We start from the raw sequence: 21,541 nt of genomic DNA, 5'->3' as shown, positions 1-21,541 counted from the left end.
GAATCCGGCAATATCATCCTATTTCTTGCGCAGATCCACCTGTCGAGAGAATCGTTACACGATTTATTGCGGTGCAAACTGTACACCACAAACGATGCAACAGCGATGTACGCTCTGTCGAAAGGTGATAGGGTCGGGGGAAGAGCGCGTCCTGTGTCACTGCGGTCGACTGCTCCACGACCGCTGTGCCGATGCGCACACGGACTGGTGTGACGTGGAGGGGAACGAGCGATGGATCGGGGCTGTCGAACTGTAGCGGCAGCGTCGAAACGTGCCCGGGTCCCGGGGACCGGCGGCGGCACGTCCTGCCGGAGTCCGGCAGTAGTTTACCGTGGAGTCCCCTAGGACTGTGCAATGAAAGAGAGCATTCTGGACGCTATCGGCTCCCCCCTCGTCCAGGTCGGATCCCCCGAGGGGGCGACCGTCGCGGCGAAGGTCGAATCGTTCAACCCGGGGGGGTCCGCCAAGGACCGGCCGGCGCTGGCGATGGTGCGGGCCGCCGAACGCGAGGGGTTGATCGAACCCGGCGACCACCTCGTCGAACCGACGAGCGGCAACACCGGTATCGGCCTCTCCCTGGTCGCCGCCGCGCGGGGCTACGACATCACTATCGTGCTGCCTGCCTCGAAATCGCCGGAGCGTCGTCGGATCATGCAGGCGTACGGCGCTGAACTCGAACTCGTCGACGGCGAGATGGAAACGGCCCGAGAGCGTGCCGACGAGTTAGTCGCCGAAACCGGCGCGGTTCAGTTGGGACAGTTCGAGAACCCGGCGAACCCCCAGTCCCATTACGAGACGACCGGCGCGGAGATACTGGAACAGGTCGAGGACCGAGATATCGACGCGTTCGTCGCAGGCGTCGGTACGGGCGGAACGCTGTCGGGTACCGGGAAACGCCTCCGCGAAGAGTTCCCGGACGTGGAGATAGTCGCCGTCGAACCCGAGAAAAACGCCGTTCTATCGACCGGCGAATCCGGAAACGACGACTACCAGGGGATGGGTCCCGGCTTCGTCAGCGAGAACCTGAATCTGAGTCTCGTCGACGACGTCGAGACGGTGCCGCTCGAAGACGCCGAGGCGGAGTGTCGCCGCCTCGCCCGCGAGGAGGGGATCCTCGTCGGCCAGTCGAGCGGCGCGACGAGCATCGCCGCAAAGCGGGTCGCGGAACGTATCGCTGAACCGGAGCGGAACTGCCCGCCCGCCCCGACCGGTGCGACGGGTCCCTCCGTCCAGTCCGACGGGGGCGAACCGCGTTCGTCGACCGGGCGGGCGGGAAGCGGGGGGTCCGCGGACTACGACGACTGCCCGCTCGTCGTCACGGTGTTTTGGGACAGCGGCGAGCGGTATCTCACGACGGGTCTGTTCGACTGAGGCTGTCCGAAGGAGACGGCGACGGACCGCCGCGTCGGTCGTCGAGCAAAGGCTACGGATCGACGCGCGGAAGATGCACCGCCTCGACCCAGAAATCTCTGACCGCCCGCACCAGCGAGACGAACTCGTCCGGGCCGCTCGGTTTCGTGAGATACGCGTTCGCCGAAAGCTCGTAGCTCCGTATGATATCTTCTTGGGCTTCAGAACTAGTCAAGACGAGTACCGGAAGCCGCGAGAGAACTGGGTCGTCTCTGATGTTTTCAAGAACTTCGAACCCGTCCATACGGCGCAGGTTCAGGTCCAGAAGGATCAGGTCCGGATACGGCGACGAATCCGTTCCCTCGCGGTCGTTCAGATACTCCAGTGCGTCGGCTCCGTCGCTGACTGCGTCAATCGTCACCTCGAAGTCAGCCGTGTCGAACGCCTCTCGCGTGAGCCGAACGTCGCCGGGGTTGTCCTCGACGAGTAGGATGTCTACCGGAGAGCTAGGATTTCGATCACTGTGAGTGTTCACTCAGTTCTGTCTTACCGCCTCGGGGACGTAAGGGTGATCGGTAAAAGGTTTGGTCGGTGGATTCGATCTATCGGTGAGAAGGGCCGTATCGGCGCTCGTACCCGTATTCTGGAGACGTTGTCGGTTGGGAGCGGACTCGGACGACGCCTGCGGGTATCGCTACGGTTGCGGGGAAGTCCGCGCGAGAAAGTCCGCGAGCGTCTCGTTGAACTGTACCGGACGCTCCCGCGGCGGCCAGTGACCACACTCCTCGAAGACGGCGAGTTCCCCGTTCGGGAGCGACCGAGCGGCCGCTTCGGACCACTCGACCGGAAGCAACGGATCCTCGCGGCCGTGGGCCACGAGCGTCGGGATCCGAACCGACGCGAAGTTCGTCTCGTGACTGGTTCGGACGCCGCTCGGAGAGAACTCGTGGCGGAGGTAAGCGACGAAATCTTCGCCGGAGTCGGGCCGGCGGATGCGGTCGCGGACGTCGTCGACGAACTCCCCGTCGACGGCGTCGGCGTCATAGACGATGTTTCGCAGCGCCGTCCGCGCCGCGGCGCGGTTAGCACCGAAGGCGAACCGACCGAACGTGTTTGCAAACGGCGCGTTCGCGAGGAAGTACGACCCGATACCGCCTGGGACGGCGTCACTGAGGCCGTAACTGTCGACCAGTGCGAGGCGGTCGACCCGGGCCGGATCGCGGACGGCAAGCGTGAGCGCCGCCGCGCCGCCCATCGAGATCCCCACCAGGGTCGCCGAGTCCAGACCGACGGCGTCGAGGAACCCGGCGAGCGTCTCGGTGTAGAACTCCGTCGTCGGAGTCACCCCGGCGTCGTCGCTCTCTCCGTACCCGGGCCAGTCCAGAGCGTACACCTGATACCTCTCGGCGAAATACGGCACGGCGTGTTTCCACGACACCGTCGCGTCGTCGACGCCGCCGCCGTGGAGGAAAACCAGCGGCGGCCCCGAGTCGCCGGCCCGCAGGTAGTGGAGACGGCGGTCGTCGACGGTGACGTACAGCGAATCGGCAGCGGGGACGTGTTCGTTGGTGATCATCGGCCGAACTCTGTCTCCGTTACGCGCACTGTGACCGTCTCGGTCACGTCGCGCAGGTCGTACTCGGGGGTCTCGCCGTCCGTCCGCGTGACGAACAGCGGTTCGACGAGTTCGCCGTCGTCGACGCCGTACAGGCGGAGATACTCGTCGGTCGCGTCGGGCGATACTCTGTCGTTGCGGAGCGCCTCCGCCAGGTCGCGAGAGAGCCACTCCGACTCGCTGACGCTCGGGTCCCTGACGAGGGCCGCGTCGGCGAAGCGGACGAGATACCAGTTGAGGTCGTTGAGCAGAGAGACGGCCGCGCCGACCGAGACGGTTTCAAGCGCGAGCGTGTTCTCGTACGGTCGGGAGAGGTCGTACGTCGCCAGCGCCTCGCGAGCGGTCTCCCTGGAGAGGAGTTCGAAGCGGAGGTCGACGCCGTCGGAACCGACGAGACAGACGCGGGTCACTGTCCGTTGATCCGCCTCGCGCAGTAATGTGAATTTCGCCTCGGCCGCAGCGTTTCGGCGACGGTTATTAAGCTTCGGCGTTGTACAGCGTTCAGATCGATGGTTGCTCCGCTTGGACACCTCGGAATGGCATTGCTGTTTGCCGTTCCGGCTTGGTTGCTCTGGGACGGGAGAGTGAGTCTCGCGTTCATCGGATTCACAGTCGCGACGGCAAATCTACCCGACCTCGACCTGTACCTACCGGTTCCGCACCACGGCGTGACACACACTATCGTGTTCGTAACCGGTGTCGCAGTGATTGTCGGCGCGATCACCGAGTACGCGCTGAAAGAGCGTCTCGACCGACTGTTCCTGAAAGAGCGAGGGTACAGCGCTTCGCCGGGTGCGCTGTTTCTGTTCGTCGCAGGCGGCCTGTTTCTCGGCGGGATGAGCCACCTCTTCGCCGACACGTTGTCCGCGCCGGACATCGCGAAACCGCTCGAACCGTTCTGGCCGTTCTTCGACAGGCCGTACTTCATCGACCTGGTCTGGTACGACTCGCCGTGGTGGAACGAAGGTCTGCTGATGCTGGCGGTACTGGTGCATCTGGCGCTCGCATACGTCGACCTGAAGGTCGATCATCCGTACGCGATCAGTCAGCAGGCGTGAGAGCGGGCGGACGCGAGGAACGCGACCGCTGCGGCGGCCGTTAGGGGTCGACGTACTCCGACGCCTCGGCGGCACGTTCCGCGCGCTCGAACAGGTCGTCTGGCTCCGCCTCGCGGAGGGGTTCGATCCGGGCGTTCGTCTCCGCCTGGTCCGGCGCGAAGCGGTTACAGCCCGCGGGTATCGTCGAGTCGCTGAACGTGCCGATCCGCCTCGCCCGTTCCGTGATCTCGTTTTTGTCGAGCGAGAGGAGCGGGCGGTGAACCGGGAGGTCCGTCGCCCGACTCGTCACGCCGAAGTTTCGGGCGGTCTGGCTCGACTTCTGTCCGAGCGCCTCGCCCGTGACGATGCCGTGGGCACCCTCGCGCTCCGCGACGCGTTCGGCGACGCGGTAGATGAACCGTCGGAACGCGAGCATCCGGCCCTGTTCGAGTTCGTCGACCAGCAGGGAGACGGTGTCGCCCGCGGGAACGCGCCGGACGCGGAAATCGAAGTTCGGCGCGCGCTCCGCGAGCGTTCTGACTGTCTCCATCGCCCGCGCCTCGTGGTCCGGGCCGCCGTAGTCGCCCAGGTCGACGTAGACGGGAACTATCGGCGCGCCGCGTTTCATCACCTCGTAGGCGGCCACCGGCGAGTCGATGCCGCCGCTGACGAGTGCGACGACCGGGGCCTGACTGCCGAGCGGCAGTCCGCCCGGCCCCGCCCGCTTTTCCAGAAAGACGAACGCGTCGCCCTCCTTGCGGCACTCGACGAAGAAGGTGAGGTCAGGGTCGTCGAGGTCGACCTCGGGCGCGAACTCGTCCTCGACCGACTCCCAGACCGCCTGGCCGCCGAACTCCTCGACGTCCTTGCTGGTGAACGGAAGTGAATCGCCCGCCCTGCGTGCGTCGACGGCGAACGTTCCCCCGTCGTAGTGCTCCCGTGCGGCGCGAGCCAGCGCGTCCTCGATGGCCGCCCGCTCGGCCGACACGACGAGCGCGGGGCTGGCGGAGACGACGCCGAACGCGTCGCTGACGGCGTCGGTCGCCGCCTCGACCTGGGATTCGGTGGTGTGAACGAGCGGACGCGTCCATCGGTGTTCGACCTCGGCGGCGATGTCGCGGTCTGACAGCAACGCCTCGACGTTCTCCACGAGGCGTCCCGCCATGTCGCGCTGGACGCTACCGCTCTTCTGGTTGATGTCGCCGTACCGCACGACGACGGTGTCCGCTCCCGGAGGTTTCATATCGACCAGTTGACCGCGGGGAGATAAACAGCCTTCGGGCGACGGGCGCACCCGCCATCTACGGTCATAAGGGCTATTGTCCCTCATTTCGGTAGTTCGCCGACACGGGATCGGCGAATACCGGGACACAGTTACAACAGTCCCTCTCAGAAGGTAGAGAGTTCGCCGTCGATCACTCGTTCGGTGATGTCGGTGACGTTCGCGAGTTTCTCCTCGACGATAGCGGCGACGTCGTCCTCGATGTCCTCGACGGAGATGCCCTCCTCAGTGACGACCTGGGCGTCGGCGACGTGGGGGCGGTCGATGGGACGGCCGATCTGGCTGAGCAGTCGCACTCGCAGGTCGCGGATGCCGTCCACTTCTGCGACGACGCTCTCGGCGATGTCCGTCGACAGCAGGTTGTATATCTTTCCGATGTGGTTGACGGGGTTCTTGCCGCTCGTCGCCTCCATGCTCATCGAGCGGTTCGGCGTGATGAGCCCGTTCGCGCGGTTCCCGCGGCCGACGGAGCCGTCGTCGCCCTGTTCGGCCGAGGTGCCGGTGACGGTGAGGTAGATAGAGCCGTCCTCGTAGTCGTCGGCGGTGTTTACGTGGACCGTCACGTCGCGGTCGGTGTAGTCCGCCGCGAGACGCTGAACGTGCTCGCGGATGGCGTTGACGGTAGCGTCGTACTCGTCGAGATCAGCAACGTACTCGTCGACGATGGCCGCGGCGACGGTCACGTCGATGTGGTCGCCCTCGCGTTTGCCCATGATCTTCACGTCCGGGCCGACCTCGGGGTTCTCGTCGGCGTACTCGCCGGTGAGGCTGCGTTCGGCCTCGCGGACGATCTGCTCCGTCTCGGTCAGGGGCGCGTGGCCGACGCCGAAGGAGGTGTCGTTGGCCATCGGGACCGTCTGTCCCTCCTCGCCGAACACTTCCTGGAGGTCGCCGCTCCCCTCGCCGAGTTTCACGTCGACGACGATGTCCGTTCCGACGTCGAGTTCGGGGATGTTCTCGTTCAGGTAGTCGCGTGCGGCCTCTAGCGCGATGGTTTCGGCCGGGATCCGCACATCACCGTACTCTTTCGTCGCACGACCGACGATGAGCAGGTAGATAGGCTCGATCACTTCGCCGCCGCCGAACGCCGGCGCGGCGTTGCCGGCGACTAGCTGTGTCTCGTCCGTGTTGTAGTGTAACACCTTCCCAACGCGGTCGAGATACGCCTGGGCGAGGGCGCTAGAGACGCTCTCCGCGACGCCGTCACAGATCGAATCGGGGTGGCCGATACCTTTCCGCTCGACGATTTCAACCTCCTGGTCCTCGATTGCGAGTCGCTCGATGGACTCGACGGTGATGTTCCGCTCGGTCATTGCACCAAATTTCACTGTCGGCTGTTCTATAACTTGCGGAAACCTACGACTCACCGGTAATGTTCATCAGTTATCCCCCGCGTTCGGCTCTTCGAGCAGCAGTCCCAGATACGACGTTCGTATCTGCGTCTCGGGGTCGAGTCCGAGTCGCCGAAGTACGTCGTACGCGCCCTCCCTGGCCGTCTCGACGCCCGCCTCGTCCGTTTCGGTCTCGACCTCCACGAACTCGCCGAGACCGTCGACCGCGTCGAGCGTAACGGCGTAGCCGTCGACGGTGTATCGGTCTCGGCCCTTGCTGACCGTCGCGGCCGGGTCGAAACCGAGGCCGTCGAGGATAGCAGCCATCGTCTCGCCGTCGTCGACTCCGGTCTCGAACTCCTCGCGCGTCTTGGACGCTCTGTCGACGAGCGGTCCCTTGTAGGTGACGCGCGCGGTCTCGGCCTCGGCCTCGGGCGACCGTTCGCGGCGGATACGAAGCGCCTCGTCCGTCTCGGCGAAACTTCGGTGCGGGGCGTCGTAATACGTGTCCTCCTGAACGACGGCTCCGACCGATTCCGCGCCGACCGCCTCCAGTCGGTCGCGGACGGCATCGTGGTCGGCCCGGACCTTCACTTCGACCTCGAACATACCCTCGGAGAGGGCGAGGCCGCTAAAAAGGGTTGCTTACGGAGACGGCGATAGACCCTGATCGAGCGTCGTTTCGAAGTTCCACCACGTCTCGCGCGACCGACGGGACCGCTGACGCGGTGAAAACGTGGTTCTTAAATGCCGACCGAGAGACGTACAATGTATGAGCGAAGAACCAGAGGCCGAACAGGCCGATGAAGCGGACGCCACCGAGAGCGAAGAGGAAGTAGAACAGGAGGAGGGACTGCAGCAAGGTGATTTCGTCCGTCTCGATTACACCGCTCGCACCGAAGACGGCCAGCTCGTCGACACGACCGACCCCGAAGTCGCCGAGGAAGAGGGCGTCGACGACCAGGACCAGACGTTCGAACCGCGCGTCGTGGTGCTGGGCGAGGGCCACATCTTCGCCGCGGTGGAGGAGGACATCTACGGCAAGGAAGTCGGCGATTCCGGTAGCGTGACCGTCCCCGCTGAGGAGGCGTTCGGCGAGCGCGACGACGAGGAAGTCCGCACCGTCAGCGCCGAGAAGCTCCCCGAGGACGAGCGCTACCCCGGCGCGCACGTCAACATCGACGGCGAACACGGCCACGTCGAGACGATCATCGGTGGCCGCGCCCGCGTCGACTTCAACCACCCGCTCGCCGGCGAAGCCGTCGACTACGAGTACGAGATTCTCGACCTCGTCGAGGACCGCGTCGAGCAGGCGAAAGGCCTGATCGGCATGTACGTCGACCTCGACCTCGACATGTGGATCGAGACCGACGAAGTGGAAGAGGAGGTCCAGGTCGACGACGAGGACGACGACGATGACTCCGAACCCGAGTTCGAGACGCAGACCGTCGAGAAAGAGACGCTCTACATCGAGTCCACGCCCCAGCTGGCGATGAACCAGCAGTGGATGATGTCGAAACAGCAGGTCGCACAGGACGTGGTCGACCGTCTCGACCTCGACCGCATCATCGTGCAGGAGACCCTCGGCGAGGGTGCCGGCATGATGGGCGGCCTGGGCGGCATGATGGGCGGAGGCATGGGCGGCGGCGACATCGAGGACGCCCTCGAAGACGCCGACGTCGACGCCGACGAGATAGTCGACGAACTCGAAGACGCTGAAGAGTAACGCCGCGGCGCTTTTCTGTTTTCTCCGCTCCTACCAGCAGGTTTTTCTCACCAGACACACGGGTAAAACCTATGTCAGCCACTCGCTCCAACCGGCCGATAGCCATCGAACCGCGCTGTCCGACCGCCGTAGGTTTGAACCGTGGGTAGCATCCCGACCTGGTTCGCCGACGCGTGGCGGCGGTCCGAGCGCCTCATCCACCTGGCGGTCGTCCCGCTGGTCACGGCGTTGCTGGCGTTCGAAAAGGTCCAACAGGCGTTGAGCGTGGCCGGCCCCGGCAGATTCCATGCCGGCGTCGCGATCCGGTTTCCTGCTGTCGTCGTCGACCTCTGGTCGTTCGTGAGTTTGCCGTCCGCGGGACCGGGCGTCCGCGTCACGTCGCCCCTGTGGCTGCTTCCGGTCATCTTCGTCGTCCACAGCGTGCTGGCGGCGGGGTACCTCGGCAGTATCAGCGACGGACTCGACGACGGCCGGTACGACTTCGCGGCCGCCGTCGAACGGTACTTCGTCCGGTTGGTCGCCTACAACGCGCTGGTGTGGACCGTCGTGTTCGCGGCAGTCGTTCTCGGCGTCCTCACCGGACCGCTCGTCCTCCTCCTGTTCCCTCTCTTTCTCCTGTTGAACTACCTGTTTTTCGCGACGCCGTACCTGATCGTCGCGCGCGACACCTCCGTGGTCGCCGCGCTGAGGGAAAGTTACGCCCGGGCGGTCGACGGCGGTCCCTACTTCAAGTTCGCGCTCCAGTATCTCGCCGCTGTCCTCGTGCTATCGATCCCGACGACGCTGATGGCGGTGAACGCCGGGCCTGTCGGCATTCTGGTCGCGGCGGCGGTAACTGCACGAGTCGGCCTGGCCTTCTCGACTGGCGTGATGCGATTCGTCCACCAGCGGACCCGCGGCCCGCGGTCGGACTAATACTGTCGGCTGTACCTTCGGAACGATACTCGGGATTCCGGGGAGTCCGATATTCTTCAAGGGAGTATAGCCGACAGTATAACTCACGCGATGTCGCGGCTGGTGTCGATGGCGACTTCCTCGGTCAGTTCGAGTTTGATCGTCTCCGTGAGCGCGCGGCCGCCCCGGAACTTCGGAACGGCGAGGCGGTTCACCATATCGGTCCCCTCGACGCGCGTGTCGAGGTCGAAAACCAGATCGGCCATATGCTGGGTCGAATCCCTGTTTTCTGGGGGGTTTTGGCCGTCCAGACAGTGCAACACGGCGATAGAGCCGGTGTTTACCATGTGGGTCTGGAGTTCGTTGAGGAAGTTCCGGTAACGTGCGGGTTCGCGGCGTTCCAGCGTGTCCACCGGGTCGATGATGAGGTTCGCGCCTTCCGGGAGCGCGCGGATCAGTCGGTTGGCCTCGTCGAGCGGTTCGCTTCCCCCCACGTCTCTGACTGTCGGGCTTCCGACCTGGGTGTTCGTCCCCTCCACCGCGTCTCTGACGGCCTGATCGGAGCGTTGCGTCGTGAGATACAGCGTTCCCCGCGCGGCAGTGAGTTCGTACAACAGAAGTTCCGCCTGGCTAGCCGGTGACGCCGTGAGGGCAACGATAGATCCGGGCGGGACGCCGCCGTTCAGTTTCCGGTCGAGGACGTCGATTCCGGTCTCTAGTCGGCCAGCCATTCAACTGGGAAGTAATTGGACAGGGTATAAATAATACTTTGGCTAGGCAGCGTGTTCCAGCGGAGAACGCCGACCGCCCCCGGACCGGTCAGTCGCCTGCGAGGCCGGCTTTTACGTTCAACTGCCGGTACGCCCTCGCGGTCGCCGAGGACCGGAGCGGGTCGTCGCCGCCATCGGGAACCGCGACGACCGCATCCGTCCCGAGCAGTCGGTTGACGCTCTCCGGGATTTCGTCGGTACGGACGACAGCCCCCGCGACGACGGCGGTGTCAAGTGCGCGAGCCATCGCGGCGGTTTTCGCGGCGTCCCGCAGGCTCTCCTCAGTCGGCAACGAAACGACGATAGCGCGGTCGGCGACGCGTAGCGGGTCGGCGGCGTCGGGACCTGCACCGGCGGGACAGTCGAGCAAGACGCGGCGTTCGCACCGAGAGAGGTGACGAAGCGACTGCGCCGCGTCCGGGTCGTCTCGGCCGGCCGCAGGGAGGATCCTGACGCCCGCGGTGGCGGGGTCCTGGTGCGCGATGGCTGCGGGGTCGGCCGTCGCCGAAACGTCCGTGACTGACGGCTCGTCAGGAACGCCGGCAAGTGCGTGCAGGTTCGGCATTTCACGGTCCGCGTCGACGGCGAGAGCCGTTCGACCCGCCCGCCCCAGCGCCCGTGCCAGGCCGAGCGCCGTCGTCGTCTTCCCACAGCCACCTTTCCCCCCGGCGATAGCGAGCATACGGCACCTCGCCGCGTCATCCCCTATCAACCTCCGGAGCCGATGGGGAGAATTGAATAGGCCGGGGCGTCCCAGCCTACACGATGCGGCACGACCATCTCATCACGGCACGACAACTGTCGCGGGCGGACATCGAAACCGTCCTCGACCGGGCCGCGGAGTTCGACGCTGACCCGGCGGCGTACGGCGACCGCCACCCCGGAGCGCTGTTAGGCCTGCTCTTTTTCGAACCGAGTACCCGGACGAAGATGAGCTTCGAGACGGCGATGAAACGGCTCGGCGGTGACGTCGTCGACATGGGATCGGTCGAGTCTTCGAGCGTCAAGAAAGGCGAGAGTCTCGCCGACACCGTGCGGGTGATCGAAGGGTACGCCGACGCGCTCGTCCTCCGGCACCCCCGACAGGGCGCGGCCAAACTGACCGGCGAGTACGTCGACGTCCCGCTGCTGAACGCCGGCGACGGGGCTGGCCACCACCCCACACAGACGCTGCTCGACCTGTACACCATCCGCGAAAACGCCGGACTCGACGACCTGACGATCGGTATCATGGGCGACCTGAAGTACGGTCGGACGGTCCACTCGCTTGCTCACGCACTGACGAACTTCGACGCGCACCAGCACTTCATCAGCCCCGAGAGCCTCCAGATCCCCCGGAGCGTCCGATACGACCTGCACGAGTCGGGAGCGATGGTCCGCGAGCACACCGACCTGACGGATATCCTGCCGGAACTAGACGTGCTGTACGTCACCCGTATCCAGCGCGAGCGGTTCCCCGACGAGAACGAGTACCACGCCGTGGCCGGCGAGTATCAGATCGACGCCGAGACGCTGGAGGCGGCGAGCGACGACCTGACCGTGATGCACCCCCTGCCGCGCGTCGACGAGATCGCGGCCGACGTCGACGACACCGACCACGCGAAATACTTCGAGCAGGCGCACAACGGCGTGCCGGTACGCATGGCACTGCTCGATCTCCTCCTCGGTGATTCCGAATGAGCGACCACGAACTCCGCGTCAGCAAGATCCGCGACGGTACCGTCATCGACCACGTCCCCGGCGGTCAGGCGTTGAACGTGCTCGTCATCCTCGACATCGACGGGACGGGCGGCGAACAGGTCAGTATCGGAATGAACGTCCCCAGCGACCGCCTCGGACGCAAGGACATCGTCAAGGTCGAAGGGCGAGAACTCAGTCAGGACGAGGTCGACGTACTGTCGCTCATCGCCCCGGATGCGACTATCAACATCGTCCGGGATTACGAAGTGATCGACAAACACCGGTTAGAACGTCCCGATCACGTCCGCGGCGTCCTCTCGTGTCCGAACCGGAACTGCATCACTACGGACGAGGAACCCGTCGACTCGAAGTTCGAAGTACTTCCCGACGGCGTACGTTGTGAGTACTGCGAGACGATCATCCGCGAGAAGATTCCGGATCACATCGGATCAGCCTAGCGGATACGCCCCAGAAATTCTATATACTTTCGGAACGTAACAAAGGGTATGTCCAGGAAAGTAAAGGTCCTGTTGGCCGTGGCACTGGTTATGATCGCGTTCAAGATGCTGTCAACCGACAGCACACCGACAGAGATAGAGTACGAAGAAGACTAGCGCTTCTCGAAGCGGAGCGGAACGCCTTACCCAGTTCGGTCAGTACAGGTGAGTATGTACGGCGTCGTCACGCGCAACGAAGAAGAACTCGCGTGGTCGGAGTTCGACCGCGGATTCTACGAGGTCAAAGACGTTACTGGCCGGGCGGCGGAACCCGTCGCCGAAGGTGTGAACATGATCTCCTGCTTCGGCGACACCGCGGCGGGCGAGGCCGACTCTGATCTCGTTCCAGTCAGCGAGGATGGAGACCTCGCGACTCGCGAGCGGACGTACTTCGACTGGGGGTACGTCTGCCCCTCCCGCGAGAAGTACCGCGAGGGGTTACTGGAGATGGTCGAGGACTGCGCCGCGGTCAATCCCGACGTGCGTCTGGACGACGTTGGCTTCCCCCGGCCCGAATACTGCTACTGCGAGGTGTGTAACGAGCGGTTCGCGGAAAGCGACCACGACGACCGGTTCGCCTGGCGGGCCGAGGTCATCACGGACTTCGTCGCCGAGGCCGCAGACCGGATCCCGGGAACGACCTACTTCACGCTCTACCCGGACCCGTATCCGGGCCATCTCTACGAGCGGGCGGGACTGGACCTCGACGCGCTCGCGGAACACGTCGACGAGTTCGTCGTCCCCCTGTACGACATGGCCTACGAGACGACCTACTGGCTCGAAACGATAGCCAGCGGGTTCGAGGACGCGCTGGATCGTCCGTTCAGCGTCGAACTGTACGCCGTCGACGTCGACATCGACAACTTGGTCCACGCCGCCAAAGTCGCCGACGAGTACGGCGAATCCGTCCTCTTCGGCTACGACGCCAGCAACGCGCAGGCGACCCTTCGCCGAATGCGGGCGGACGCCAAGGACGGCGTCAGTTACGGCACTGAAGGTAACCAGTGAAACCCGATACCCATCAGATCGCCGTGTGATCCAGCTACGGCGTGTGAACCGCTGATACGACAGGGTAGCGCTCCGTTCCGCCACCGTAGACGACCGTCTACCCGTCGGTCAGAGCATGAGACGACTGTTCGATCGGCCTATTGACCGTCATCGGACAGGCGACGTGTTCTGTCCCTGTGAGAAATCCTGACGCCTCGGAGTCAGATCGTGAGACCGTACTACTCCGGGAACATTGCGAAAAGTTGAAAAGACGTGTCTTGGTAGGGTTTATTATACGGTAAATCGTGTCCGAGAAAACGTCCCCCAACTCCACGACACGTAGCCGCCTCCAAGATGACGACGATAACTGACCTCGATGTGGACTCCCGGCCGATCCGTGACCGCCTCGCCGACTACACGCTCGTACGTGCCGTGTTGCTCGCCGGCATCGTCGGCGGAACGCTCGTCCCCCTGTATTACCTCCTCCTTGCGGACACGACACCGCTCGCATGGGACTTCCGGGCGTACCGACACGCCGCCGAACTGTTCGTTTCCGGCGAACCGTTCATCGGAGCGAGCCCCTCCGTCGGCGGAGGGAGGTGGGTGTACCCACCGATAGTCGTACTGCTGTTCGTTCCATTCGCCGCCTTCCCGACCTTGACAGGCGCGTATGCGGCCGCCACCATCGTAAACATCGGCCTCCTCGTACTCACGGCTCGTCTGGTGATCCGGATCGTCGAACGGGTCCGGCGGGAGCCTCTCACCCGCGTCGACCGCCTCCTCCTGACGTTGTTCATCGTCACGAACACGTTTTCCGCGGTCGTCATCGGTCAGGGGCAGATCGATCCGCTCGTCTGTGTGACGCTCGCCGGGGGCTTTCTCGCCCTCGAGAGCGGGCGTGAGACACGGGCTGGCGTCCTGTTCGCCGTCGCGGCTGTGATCAAGCTATTCCCCGTAGTGGTGGGCGCGTGGTTGCTCTACCGACGCGCGTACCGCGCGGTCGCCGCCGCCGTAGCAACTGGTGTCGGAGCGATCATCGCGAGTTTCGCCGTTTTCGGGGTCGAGACACACCGCAGGTATCTCCACTTCGTGCTGTACGAGCGGAGCCGTCTGGAAACTGCCGCGTCGGGGATCGATCCCAACTACTCGTCGCTGACGCTCCACCGGCCGCTGTCAGTTCTATTCCCCGAGCTATCACCGAACGCCTACGTCGCGATCGCCGTTATCGCGTTCATTCCCGTGATAGTGGTCTGTTTCATGCGTACCGTCACAGTCATCGACCGGCTGGTAGCGTTCCTCGTGACGCTGACAGCGAGTCTGCTCGTCACGCCGGCGACGATGATCCATCACGCTGTCTACCTTCTGGTTCCGCTTCTTCCGCTGTTGTACGGCATCAAACGGCCCGCGATCCGGCGCACCCTCTGTATCGGCACTCTGGCAATGCTGTTTCCGGTACTCCCCGCCCAGATCGACCGGGTGCTCGCGATGGCTGATACGCTCGACCCCGTCAGGGCAGGCGTCATGAGCGTCGTCACGCCAGTGTTGACGACCGCCACCGTCACCCTGTACGGTCTTCTGATCGTGGTCAGTGTCTGCGTCAGCTACAGGGTGTGGACGCTCGACGTACCCCGAGAGGACTCGAACGGGGTCCCGGGCGACTGAACCGCGACGGAATCGGCGGACGGATCAATCCCTTTTTGTCGACGCCGAGGGAACGGACTCGTATGAGCTTCGAAGAGGACGACCGCGTGGTCCTGCACGACGAGCACAGCGAACACGACGGCGAGGAGGGGACAGTCACCCAGGTGATGGACACGATGTTCGGCGATAGCACGTACACCGTCAGCTTCGAGGACGGTCAGGAGACGGGTGTCCCTGAGGATTCGCTCGAATCCGTAGAGGAGTAAGCAGCAGTTCGATGTCGAACGTCCCGTTTCACTACGTCGACCTCCGTACGTTCTGCTACGCGACCGAGGACGAGAAGCGCGTCGAGGAAGCGTTGCGGACGTTCCTGCCCGAGGAGTTCCCAGTCGAGCGAGCGGAGAGCGAAGGCCACCACGGCGACCGAATCATCGTGTTGTCGGCCCGCATCGAGAACGCTGACGACATCCGCCACGCCCTCGACCGGATCATGGAACTCAGCGAGATAGAGACAGTCGTCGACGAACTCGACGAACGCGTCACCGAGAACACCGAACTGTTCATGCATCTCGATAAACAGGCGGCGTTCGGCGGTGACGCCGCACTCGGCGAGGGGATCACGTTCCGGGCGAAAGTTGAGGCCTACCCGGCCAAGAAGGAGGCCGCCGTCGAGAACGTGCGGGAGGCGCTGACCAACGGGGACTGACCGGATCGCTTTCGTCCTGTCGCCCACACACCACTAAGGAGCGTCGCGTGGGACCTTTCTAGGCCGCGAATACGGCGACGCTACAATGAACCGACGAAGATTCCTTTCGGCCACGGCCGCGCTATCGACTCCCCTGGTCGCTGGCTGTGGTGACGGCAACAGCGACGGAAGCGACGGCGAAGAGGACGTTGCCGACGAGACGGTCACGATAACCGACGAATCGTTCGACCCGGTCCGGCTCTCCGCCGCCGAAGGTGCGACCGTCGAGTGGGTCAACGAAACCGACGAGGAACACACGGTGACGAGCGCCGAGTTTCACGACGATGCCGAGTCGTGGGACGCGACGCTCCAGTTAGCGCCCGACGGGAACGCCGCCCACAGTTTCGACTTCGAGGGGATATACGAGTACTACTGTTCGAACCACGGACGGGGAACGATGTGCGGCCTCGTGCTCGTCGGGGACGTCTCCGAAGACGAAGACATGCCCTGTGAGTAGCGATTCGCGGGAGACGGGACCGGTCCCGCAACGTTAACGCCCGCGGCTGTCGAACTGCAGCGTATGATACAGAGCGACAGGATGGCCGCCATCGACGCGAACGCAGAGGCGCTGGGCGTACCGCGAAAGCAACTCATGGAGTCGAGCGGCAACGCTGTCGCCCGCGAAGTTCGTGATATCGCGGAACGAGGCGACAGTGTCGTTCTCGTCGCGGGACGTGGGAACAACGGCGGCGACGCGTTCGTCGCGGCCCGGTTTCTCGACGAGTACGACGTGACGACCGTTCTCCTCGGCCGCGCCGACACCATCGGCACCGAGATCGCCCGCGAGAACTGGGAGGCGTTACAACGGGTCGAGTGCGACACCCGCCAGTTCACCGACTCGGCGGCAGTCGATATCCCCGACTGTGACGTTATCGTCGACGGGATGCTCGGCACCGGTGCGACGGGGGCCCTCCGCGAACCCGAAGCGACGGCGGCCCGGGCGATAAACGAAAGCGACGCGACGGTCGTCGCCGTCGACGTTCCCTCGGGAGTTGACGCGGACACCGGCGAAACCGACGGCGTCGCCGTCGACGCCGACCGCGTCGTCACGTTCCACGACCGGAAGCCGGGATTGGCCGGTCTCGACGCGGCGGTACGCATCGCTGACATCGGTATCCCCGACGCCGCCGAACTGTTCGTCGAACGCGGCGACCTCCTGGCGCTTTCGCGAGACCCACAGAGTCACAAGGGCGACCACGGAGAGGTGCTCGTCGTCGGGGGTGGACCGTACACTGGCGCGCCGGCGCTTTCGGCACAGGCGGCGCTTCGAGCGGGTGCGGACCTCGTCCGGGTCGCGGCGCCCGAAACCGTCGTCCGAGAGATCCAGGGGTACGAAGAGAGCCTCATCGTCCGCGAGTTACCGGGCGACAGAGTACAGCCGGGCCACGTCGACCGACTGCTCGAACTGGCGGACGACCACGACGCCGTCGTGTTCGGTCCCGGCCTCGGCCACGCCGAAGAGACGAACGCGGCCGCCCGGGAGTTCCTCTCCGCCTACGACGGGACGTGCGTCGTCGACGCCGACCCGCTTCGCGAAGTTCCGAAGGTCGATACTGACGCCGACCTGATCTGCACGCCGCACCAGGGCGAACTCGAATCGATGGGCGGCGAAACCGCTGACGACTGGCGCGAACGGATGAGTCTCGTCGAGAACTACGCCGACGAACTGGACGTGACTCTGCTGGTGAAAGGCGCTCACGATATCATTTCGGACGGCGAAGAGACTCGCGTAGGGAGAACGGGCAATCCGGGGATGACAGTCGGCGGCACCGGTGACGTTCTCGCCGGTATCACCGGTGCGCTGGCGAGCGGACACGACACCCTGACAGCAGCAGGCATCGCGGCCTTTGTCAACGGACGGGCTGGCGATCTCGCGGTCGGGGACCGGGAGTACGGGATACTCCCGACGGACCTGTTAGATCGCATCCCTCCGGCGATGTGGGGTGACGACAAATGACTGACGAACTGACCCACACCGACGACGAGGGTGACGTACAGATGGTCGACGTTGGCGACAAACCGGACACCGCGCGGCGGGCCGTCGCACGTGGCCGGATTCGCCTTCAGGCGTCGACCGTCGACGCTGTCCACGAAGACGAGATCGGGAAGGGCGACGTGTTAGCGACGGCCCGCGTGGGCGCGGTTCAGGCCGTCAAGCACACCTGGGAGACGATCCCGATGTGTCACCAGATCCCGATCACGAACGTCGACACCGAGTTCGACGTGAGCGATGAGAGTATCGAACTGACGGTCGCGGTGGAGACGACGGGGAAGACCGGATGCGAGATGGAGGCGCTGGAAGGGGTGACGACGGGCCTGAACGTCGTCTGGGACATGGTGAAAGCCGCCGAGAAGGACGACGACGGGGGGTATCCGGATACGGGAATCGATGACGTTAGCGTCGTCGAGAAGGCAAAGCGACCGCTGGAGTAGGGCCGTCCTCGGTCTCCGTTCTGGGCGAACAGGCGACACTCGTGTTCGCGGGACGCCGTGTCGCGCAACCGCGTTTCGTCCCGCGGCAGTTCTCAGATCACAGTGGGCGGTATCCCCGTACTGGTGTATAAACTGATGGACGGAATGCCGGAAAATACTCGTCTCGGAACCCTGTGGGAAAACGCATGGAAACAGCGTTCACGGGACTGGCAGGGGTCGAACACCCCATCGTACAGGCACCAATCGGGAGCGCGACGTGTCCCGAACTCGCCGCTGCAGTGTCGAACGCCGGCGGTCTCGGCCACCTCGCAGTCACCTGGCGCGACCGGGAGGAAACACAGCGGGCGATCGAGCGAACGAGTGCCTTGACGGACCGTCCGTTCGCCGTTAATCTCGTCCTCGACGATGCGACGAGGGAGCGACCGACCGACGAACATCTGTCGGTCTGTCTCGACGCGGGTGCGCGGATCGTCTCGCTATCGTTCGGTGACGCCGAACCGTACGTCGATCAGGTCCACGACACGGACGGTCTGGTCCTCCAGACGGTCGGGAGCGCTGCGGAAGCGCGAACGGCTCAGGCGGCGGGCGTCGACGCAGTCGTGACGCAGGGCTGGGAAGCCGGCGGCCACGTACAGAGCGAGGTGGCGACGCTTCCGCTGGTACCGCGGGTGGTCGATGCCGTCGACGTTCCGGTCGTTGCGGCCGGCGGCATCGCCGACGGCCGAGGGGTCGCCGCCGTCCTGTCGCTCGGGGCGGACGCGGCATGGCTCGGCACCCGTTTCCTGGCCACGGAGGAGGCGAACGTGCACCGCGGGTACCGCGAACGGGTAACTGCGGTCGACGAAACTGAAACCGTCTACACGGGTCTGTTCGACAAGGGGTGGCCGGGAATGTCCCACCGTGTCGTCGAAAACGACACCGTCCGACAATGGCGAGCAGCAGACGAACCTGAACCGGGGGACCGCCCAGGCGAGGACGCTGTCGTCGCCGAGTCCGCGGACGGTACGTCGATAGAGCGGTACTCGGAAGCGCTAGCGACTCCAGATGTCTCCGGCGATATCGACGAGATGGCGCTGTTTGCCGGGCAGAGTGCAGGTCTGACTGACGACGTGTTGTCGGCTGACGATGTCGTCGAGCAACTGGTGGCCGAGACGGAGTCGGCGATAGACCGAGCCGCTGGCTTGCGCCGTTGAAGACGGGAGACGAAGGCTCTTTGACCCCCCGACCGAACGCGGTCCCATGCCGACGCTGATAGACACGTATATCGAGAATCGGAGTCGGGTGCAGCCGAACCACGCCAACAATTACGGGACGGTCCACGGGGGAAACGTCATGAAGTGGATGGACGAGATCGGCGCGATGTCGGCGATGCGTTTCGCGGGAGAGTCCTGTGTCACCGCGAGCATCGACAACATGGACTTTCGCAACCCTGTACCGACCGGCGACACCGTCGCCATCGAGGCGTACGTTCACGGGTCAGGGCGAACGAGCGTCCGGACGCGGGTCCGGGCGTTCCGTGAGAACCCCCGGACTGGGGAACGCGAACAGACCACGGAATCGCAGTTCGTCTTCGTCGCCGTCGACGAGAACGGAACCCCGACGACGGTCCCGGACCTCACCGTCGAAAGCGACCGCGGCGAACGTCTGCTACGGGCCGCTAAAGCGGGCGAGAACGAGTAATTACGCCGACTCGACGACCGAGAGGTCGGACGCCTTCGCGCGGGACTGTTCGACGACGGCGGGACGGGCCTCGAACTCGATAACCACGTCGCCATCGCCGTAGGTCACGTCCTGAACGCGGGCGTGGTCGTGGAGCCACGAGACGACACTCATCGTGTCGTCTGTCATCGGCATGACGAGCGTCTCGTGTTCCCAGTCCGGGAGTTCGCTGTCGATTCGCTCGCGGAGGCGGTCGATGTCGATACCCTCCTTGCCGCTTACGGGGATCGGGTTCGGAGCCAGTGCCGACAGCGCTTCGCGCTTCTCGTCGAGTTCCTCGTCGTCGACGATGTCGACCTTGTTCAACACCGTGACGATCGGCGCCTGGTTGCGCTCGTAGAGGGTGTCGTGACTGGTGACGAGTTTCTCGCGAATGTCCGCGACCGGTTCGCTCACGTCGACGACGAGCAGAACGAGGTCGGCCTGATACACCTCGTCGAGCGTGGATTTGAACGATTCGACGAGCCAGTGCGGGAGGTCGCTGATGAATCCGACGGTGTCCGTGAGCAACACGTCGCGCCGTTTCATGTCCATTCGGCGTGTCGTCGTGCCGAGAGTGGTAAACAACTGGTCCTCCGACTCCGCGGTCTCGTCGAGGTCGGGGTGGAGGTCCTCGTTCTCATCGACGTCTAGGTCTTCCGCCAGGCGGCGCATCAGCGTCGACTTGCCGGCGTTCGTGTAGCCGGCGAGAGCGACGAGGTCGAACCCGGACTCGCGTCGCTGGTCACGCCGGTGTTTCTCGGTCTGTTCTATCTTCGCTAGCTCGTCCTTGATACGGCTTATCTGGGCTTTGAGGTCCTGTTCGCGGCTCTCGTCGTACTCGCCGAGACCCATGAACCCGGGCCGTTCCTCCCGCTTTGCGAGGCTGGCTTTCGCCTCGGCCCGCGGGAGTTCGTACCGCAGTTCGGCCAGTTCGACCTGAAGTTGGGCCTTTCGCGTTTGCGCTCGCTGGCCGAAGATGTCCAGAATGAGCGTGAAGCGGTCGACGACTTCGACCCCACCGGGGAGTTTCTTCCCGAGGTTGAACGTCTGGTAGGGGCCGAGTCGGTTGTCGAAGATAACGGTCTCTGCTCCGGTCCGTCTCGCCTTCGCCGCGAGTTCCTCGACTTTCCCCTCCCCGAGTTCCAGCGCGGAATCCTCCTCGCGGGTCTGGGTTACTTCGTCGACGACGGTGTATCCTGCAGCGCGTGCCAGGTCCGCGATCTCCTCGGTGTCTGCGGTCCCTGAGTCGACGCGCTTGGCGATTATGGCCTTCATCGTGTGTCCGCTGGTGCGTGCGATATCGCTGTCACCCTTTGTCGGGAGTACGCGCTCGACCCATTTAAACCCGGTCCGCCCCGCGGCAATGCGTTCAGAGACCAAGAGATACTGGTGCTGATGTATCTGCAGTGACGGATACCTGCCGGCAGGGTTCCGTTCCTGTCGATTCATGGCACAAAGCTCATAACTACTAGCGCTCGTCGTATCGAACATGATAGAACTCGACCCACAACAGCTGGGTCTGGAGTTTGGAAGCGGGGCCTTTATCGGCGCGGTCATCGGCTTCGCGGCCAAGAAGATAGCCAAGATCCTCGCGGTCATCGTCGGCGTCCAACTGGCGCTTTTCAAGTTCCTCGAAGCGAAAGGTATCCTGTTCGTCGACTGGAACCGCCTCTCCGCGGGTCTGCTGAAAACAGGCGACACGGTCGAGAACACAAACGACTGGATTCAGCCGATCATCTCCACGCTCTCTCTCGGCGTCGGATTCACCGGCGGCTTCCTGGTCGGGTTCAAGAAGGGGTAGTCCGCTCAGAAGGAATTCGAAACCGAGAGGAGTCGTTCGAACGGACCCCGG

The 21,541-nt window shown here is 64.3% G+C and carries 26 protein-coding genes; 17 read left to right on the top strand and 9 right to left on the bottom strand.

What is annotated here, in order from left to right:
* Positions 1-94 precede the first annotated feature (94 nt).
* Positions 95-256, top strand: a complete 162-nt coding sequence (locus SM753_RS02225; protein WP_161972917.1) for a hypothetical protein — start codon at positions 95-97, stop codon at positions 254-256.
* A gap of 98 nt (positions 257-354) precedes the next feature.
* Positions 355-1,371: a PLP-dependent cysteine synthase family protein gene (locus tag SM753_RS02220; RefSeq protein WP_323190365.1), complete on the top strand. Its 1,017-nt coding sequence runs from the start codon at positions 355-357 to the stop codon at positions 1,369-1,371.
* 52 nt (positions 1,372-1,423) lie between these two features.
* On the opposite strand, the gene SM753_RS02215 is transcribed toward SM753_RS02220, so the two are convergent.
* From SM753_RS02215 to SM753_RS02205, 3 genes are all read right to left on the bottom strand, one after another.
* A complete protein-coding gene (locus tag SM753_RS02215) occupies positions 1,424-1,885 on the bottom strand; it encodes a response regulator (RefSeq protein WP_323190364.1) in 462 nt (153 codons plus the stop codon).
* A 159-nt stretch (positions 1,886-2,044) separates the two neighbouring features.
* Positions 2,045-2,926: an alpha/beta fold hydrolase gene (locus SM753_RS02210; RefSeq protein ID WP_323190363.1), complete on the bottom strand. Its 882-nt coding sequence runs from the start codon at positions 2,924-2,926 to the stop codon at positions 2,045-2,047.
* Complete coding sequence (locus SM753_RS02205; protein WP_323190362.1) at positions 2,923-3,375, bottom strand: DUF5804 family protein; 453 nt, start codon at positions 3,373-3,375, stop codon at positions 2,923-2,925. The genes SM753_RS02210 and SM753_RS02205 overlap by 4 nt, the downstream gene beginning before the upstream one ends.
* 99 nt (positions 3,376-3,474) lie before the next feature.
* Between SM753_RS02205 and SM753_RS02200 the strand changes: the two genes are divergently transcribed.
* Positions 3,475-4,023, top strand: a complete 549-nt coding sequence (locus SM753_RS02200; protein WP_135534435.1) for a metal-dependent hydrolase — start codon at positions 3,475-3,477, stop codon at positions 4,021-4,023.
* A 40-nt stretch (positions 4,024-4,063) separates the two neighbouring features.
* Here the strand turns inward: SM753_RS02200 and SM753_RS02195 are convergent, their stop codons facing one another.
* From SM753_RS02195 to cyaB, 3 genes are all read right to left on the bottom strand, one after another.
* A complete protein-coding gene (locus SM753_RS02195; RefSeq protein WP_323190361.1) occupies positions 4,064-5,245 on the bottom strand; it encodes a tRNA sulfurtransferase in 1,182 nt (393 codons plus the stop codon).
* 146 nt (positions 5,246-5,391) lie between these two features.
* Positions 5,392-6,597: a methionine adenosyltransferase gene (locus SM753_RS02190; protein WP_138797654.1), complete on the bottom strand. Its 1,206-nt coding sequence runs from the start codon at positions 6,595-6,597 to the stop codon at positions 5,392-5,394.
* 66 nt (positions 6,598-6,663) lie between these two features.
* Positions 6,664-7,224 carry a class IV adenylate cyclase gene (gene cyaB / locus SM753_RS02185; RefSeq protein WP_135534432.1) on the bottom strand — a complete coding sequence of 187 codons (561 nt, stop codon included), beginning with the start codon at positions 7,222-7,224 and terminating at the stop codon, positions 6,664-6,666.
* Between the two features lie 163 nt (positions 7,225-7,387).
* Between cyaB and SM753_RS02180 the strand changes: the two genes are divergently transcribed.
* Positions 7,388-8,341 carry a peptidylprolyl isomerase gene (locus SM753_RS02180; protein WP_323190360.1) on the top strand — a complete coding sequence of 318 codons (954 nt, stop codon included), beginning with the start codon at positions 7,388-7,390 and terminating at the stop codon, positions 8,339-8,341.
* Between the two features lie 141 nt (positions 8,342-8,482).
* Positions 8,483-9,256, top strand: coding sequence for a hypothetical protein (locus SM753_RS02175; RefSeq protein WP_323190359.1), 774 nt, complete (start codon positions 8,483-8,485; stop codon positions 9,254-9,256).
* A gap of 83 nt (positions 9,257-9,339) precedes the next feature.
* On the opposite strand, the gene SM753_RS02170 is transcribed toward SM753_RS02175, so the two are convergent.
* Both SM753_RS02170 and SM753_RS02165 read right to left on the bottom strand, forming a co-directional pair.
* Entirely contained in the window at positions 9,340-9,966 is a 627-nt protein-coding gene (locus tag SM753_RS02170; protein ID WP_135534429.1) for an RAD55 family ATPase, read from the bottom strand.
* An 88-nt stretch (positions 9,967-10,054) separates the two neighbouring features.
* Positions 10,055-10,687: an AAA family ATPase gene (locus SM753_RS02165; protein ID WP_323190358.1), complete on the bottom strand. Its 633-nt coding sequence runs from the start codon at positions 10,685-10,687 to the stop codon at positions 10,055-10,057.
* A gap of 83 nt (positions 10,688-10,770) precedes the next feature.
* On the opposite strand from SM753_RS02165, the gene pyrB reads away from it, so the two are divergent.
* The 11 genes from pyrB (at position 10,771) to SM753_RS02110 (ending at position 19,668) form a co-directional block, all read left to right on the top strand.
* Positions 10,771-11,685 (top strand): aspartate carbamoyltransferase, encoded by a 915-nt coding sequence (pyrB, locus tag SM753_RS02160; protein WP_135534427.1) that lies wholly within the window; start codon positions 10,771-10,773, stop codon positions 11,683-11,685.
* On the top strand, positions 11,682-12,143 hold the full coding sequence (gene pyrI, locus SM753_RS02155; RefSeq protein ID WP_135534426.1) for an aspartate carbamoyltransferase regulatory subunit: 462 nt from the start codon (positions 11,682-11,684) through the stop codon (positions 12,141-12,143). Before pyrB ends, pyrI begins: the two co-directional genes overlap by 4 nt.
* Before the next feature lie 210 nt (positions 12,144-12,353).
* Positions 12,354-13,190 (top strand): hypothetical protein, encoded by an 837-nt coding sequence (locus tag SM753_RS02150; protein WP_138797651.1) that lies wholly within the window; start codon positions 12,354-12,356, stop codon positions 13,188-13,190.
* Positions 13,191-13,523: 333 nt separating this feature from the next.
* A complete protein-coding gene (locus SM753_RS02145; RefSeq protein ID WP_323190357.1) occupies positions 13,524-14,831 on the top strand; it encodes a glycosyltransferase family 87 protein in 1,308 nt (435 codons plus the stop codon).
* Positions 14,832-14,893: 62 nt separating this feature from the next.
* Positions 14,894-15,076, top strand: a complete 183-nt coding sequence (locus SM753_RS02140) for a DUF1918 domain-containing protein (RefSeq protein WP_135534423.1) — start codon at positions 14,894-14,896, stop codon at positions 15,074-15,076.
* Between the two features lie 11 nt (positions 15,077-15,087).
* Positions 15,088-15,516, top strand: coding sequence for an RNA-binding protein (locus tag SM753_RS02135; RefSeq protein WP_135534422.1), 429 nt, complete (start codon positions 15,088-15,090; stop codon positions 15,514-15,516).
* Positions 15,517-15,601: 85 nt separating this feature from the next.
* The gene (locus SM753_RS02130; RefSeq protein WP_323190356.1) at positions 15,602-16,012 is read left to right on the top strand and encodes a plastocyanin/azurin family copper-binding protein; all 411 of its coding nucleotides are present in this window, start codon (positions 15,602-15,604) and stop codon (positions 16,010-16,012) included.
* A gap of 63 nt (positions 16,013-16,075) precedes the next feature.
* Complete coding sequence (locus SM753_RS02125; RefSeq protein WP_323190355.1) at positions 16,076-17,512, top strand: NAD(P)H-hydrate dehydratase; 1,437 nt, start codon at positions 16,076-16,078, stop codon at positions 17,510-17,512.
* Positions 17,509-17,988: a cyclic pyranopterin monophosphate synthase MoaC gene (gene moaC / locus SM753_RS02120; RefSeq protein WP_323190354.1), complete on the top strand. Its 480-nt coding sequence runs from the start codon at positions 17,509-17,511 to the stop codon at positions 17,986-17,988. The genes SM753_RS02125 and moaC overlap by 4 nt, the downstream gene beginning before the upstream one ends.
* A 185-nt stretch (positions 17,989-18,173) precedes the next feature.
* The gene (locus tag SM753_RS02115) at positions 18,174-19,181 is read left to right on the top strand and encodes a nitronate monooxygenase (protein ID WP_323190353.1); all 1,008 of its coding nucleotides are present in this window, start codon (positions 18,174-18,176) and stop codon (positions 19,179-19,181) included.
* A 46-nt stretch (positions 19,182-19,227) separates the two neighbouring features.
* Positions 19,228-19,668 carry an acyl-CoA thioesterase gene (locus tag SM753_RS02110; protein WP_323190352.1) on the top strand — a complete coding sequence of 147 codons (441 nt, stop codon included), beginning with the start codon at positions 19,228-19,230 and terminating at the stop codon, positions 19,666-19,668.
* Here the strand turns inward: SM753_RS02110 and hflX are convergent, their stop codons facing one another.
* The gene (gene hflX / locus SM753_RS02105) at positions 19,669-20,964 is read right to left on the bottom strand and encodes a GTPase HflX (protein WP_323190351.1); all 1,296 of its coding nucleotides are present in this window, start codon (positions 20,962-20,964) and stop codon (positions 19,669-19,671) included.
* A gap of 214 nt (positions 20,965-21,178) precedes the next feature.
* Between hflX and SM753_RS02100 the strand changes: the two genes are divergently transcribed.
* Positions 21,179-21,490, top strand: a complete 312-nt coding sequence (locus SM753_RS02100) for an FUN14 domain-containing protein (RefSeq protein ID WP_138797645.1) — start codon at positions 21,179-21,181, stop codon at positions 21,488-21,490.
* The last annotated feature ends 51 nt before the right edge of the window (positions 21,491-21,541 follow it).

Source organism: Halostella sp. PRR32 (assembly GCF_034808085.1).
GTDB lineage: Archaea > Halobacteriota > Halobacteria > Halobacteriales > Natronoarchaeaceae > Halostella > Halostella pelagica.
Note: the sequence above shows the minus strand (reverse complement) of the source record. Positions and strands in the feature narration are given on the sequence as shown.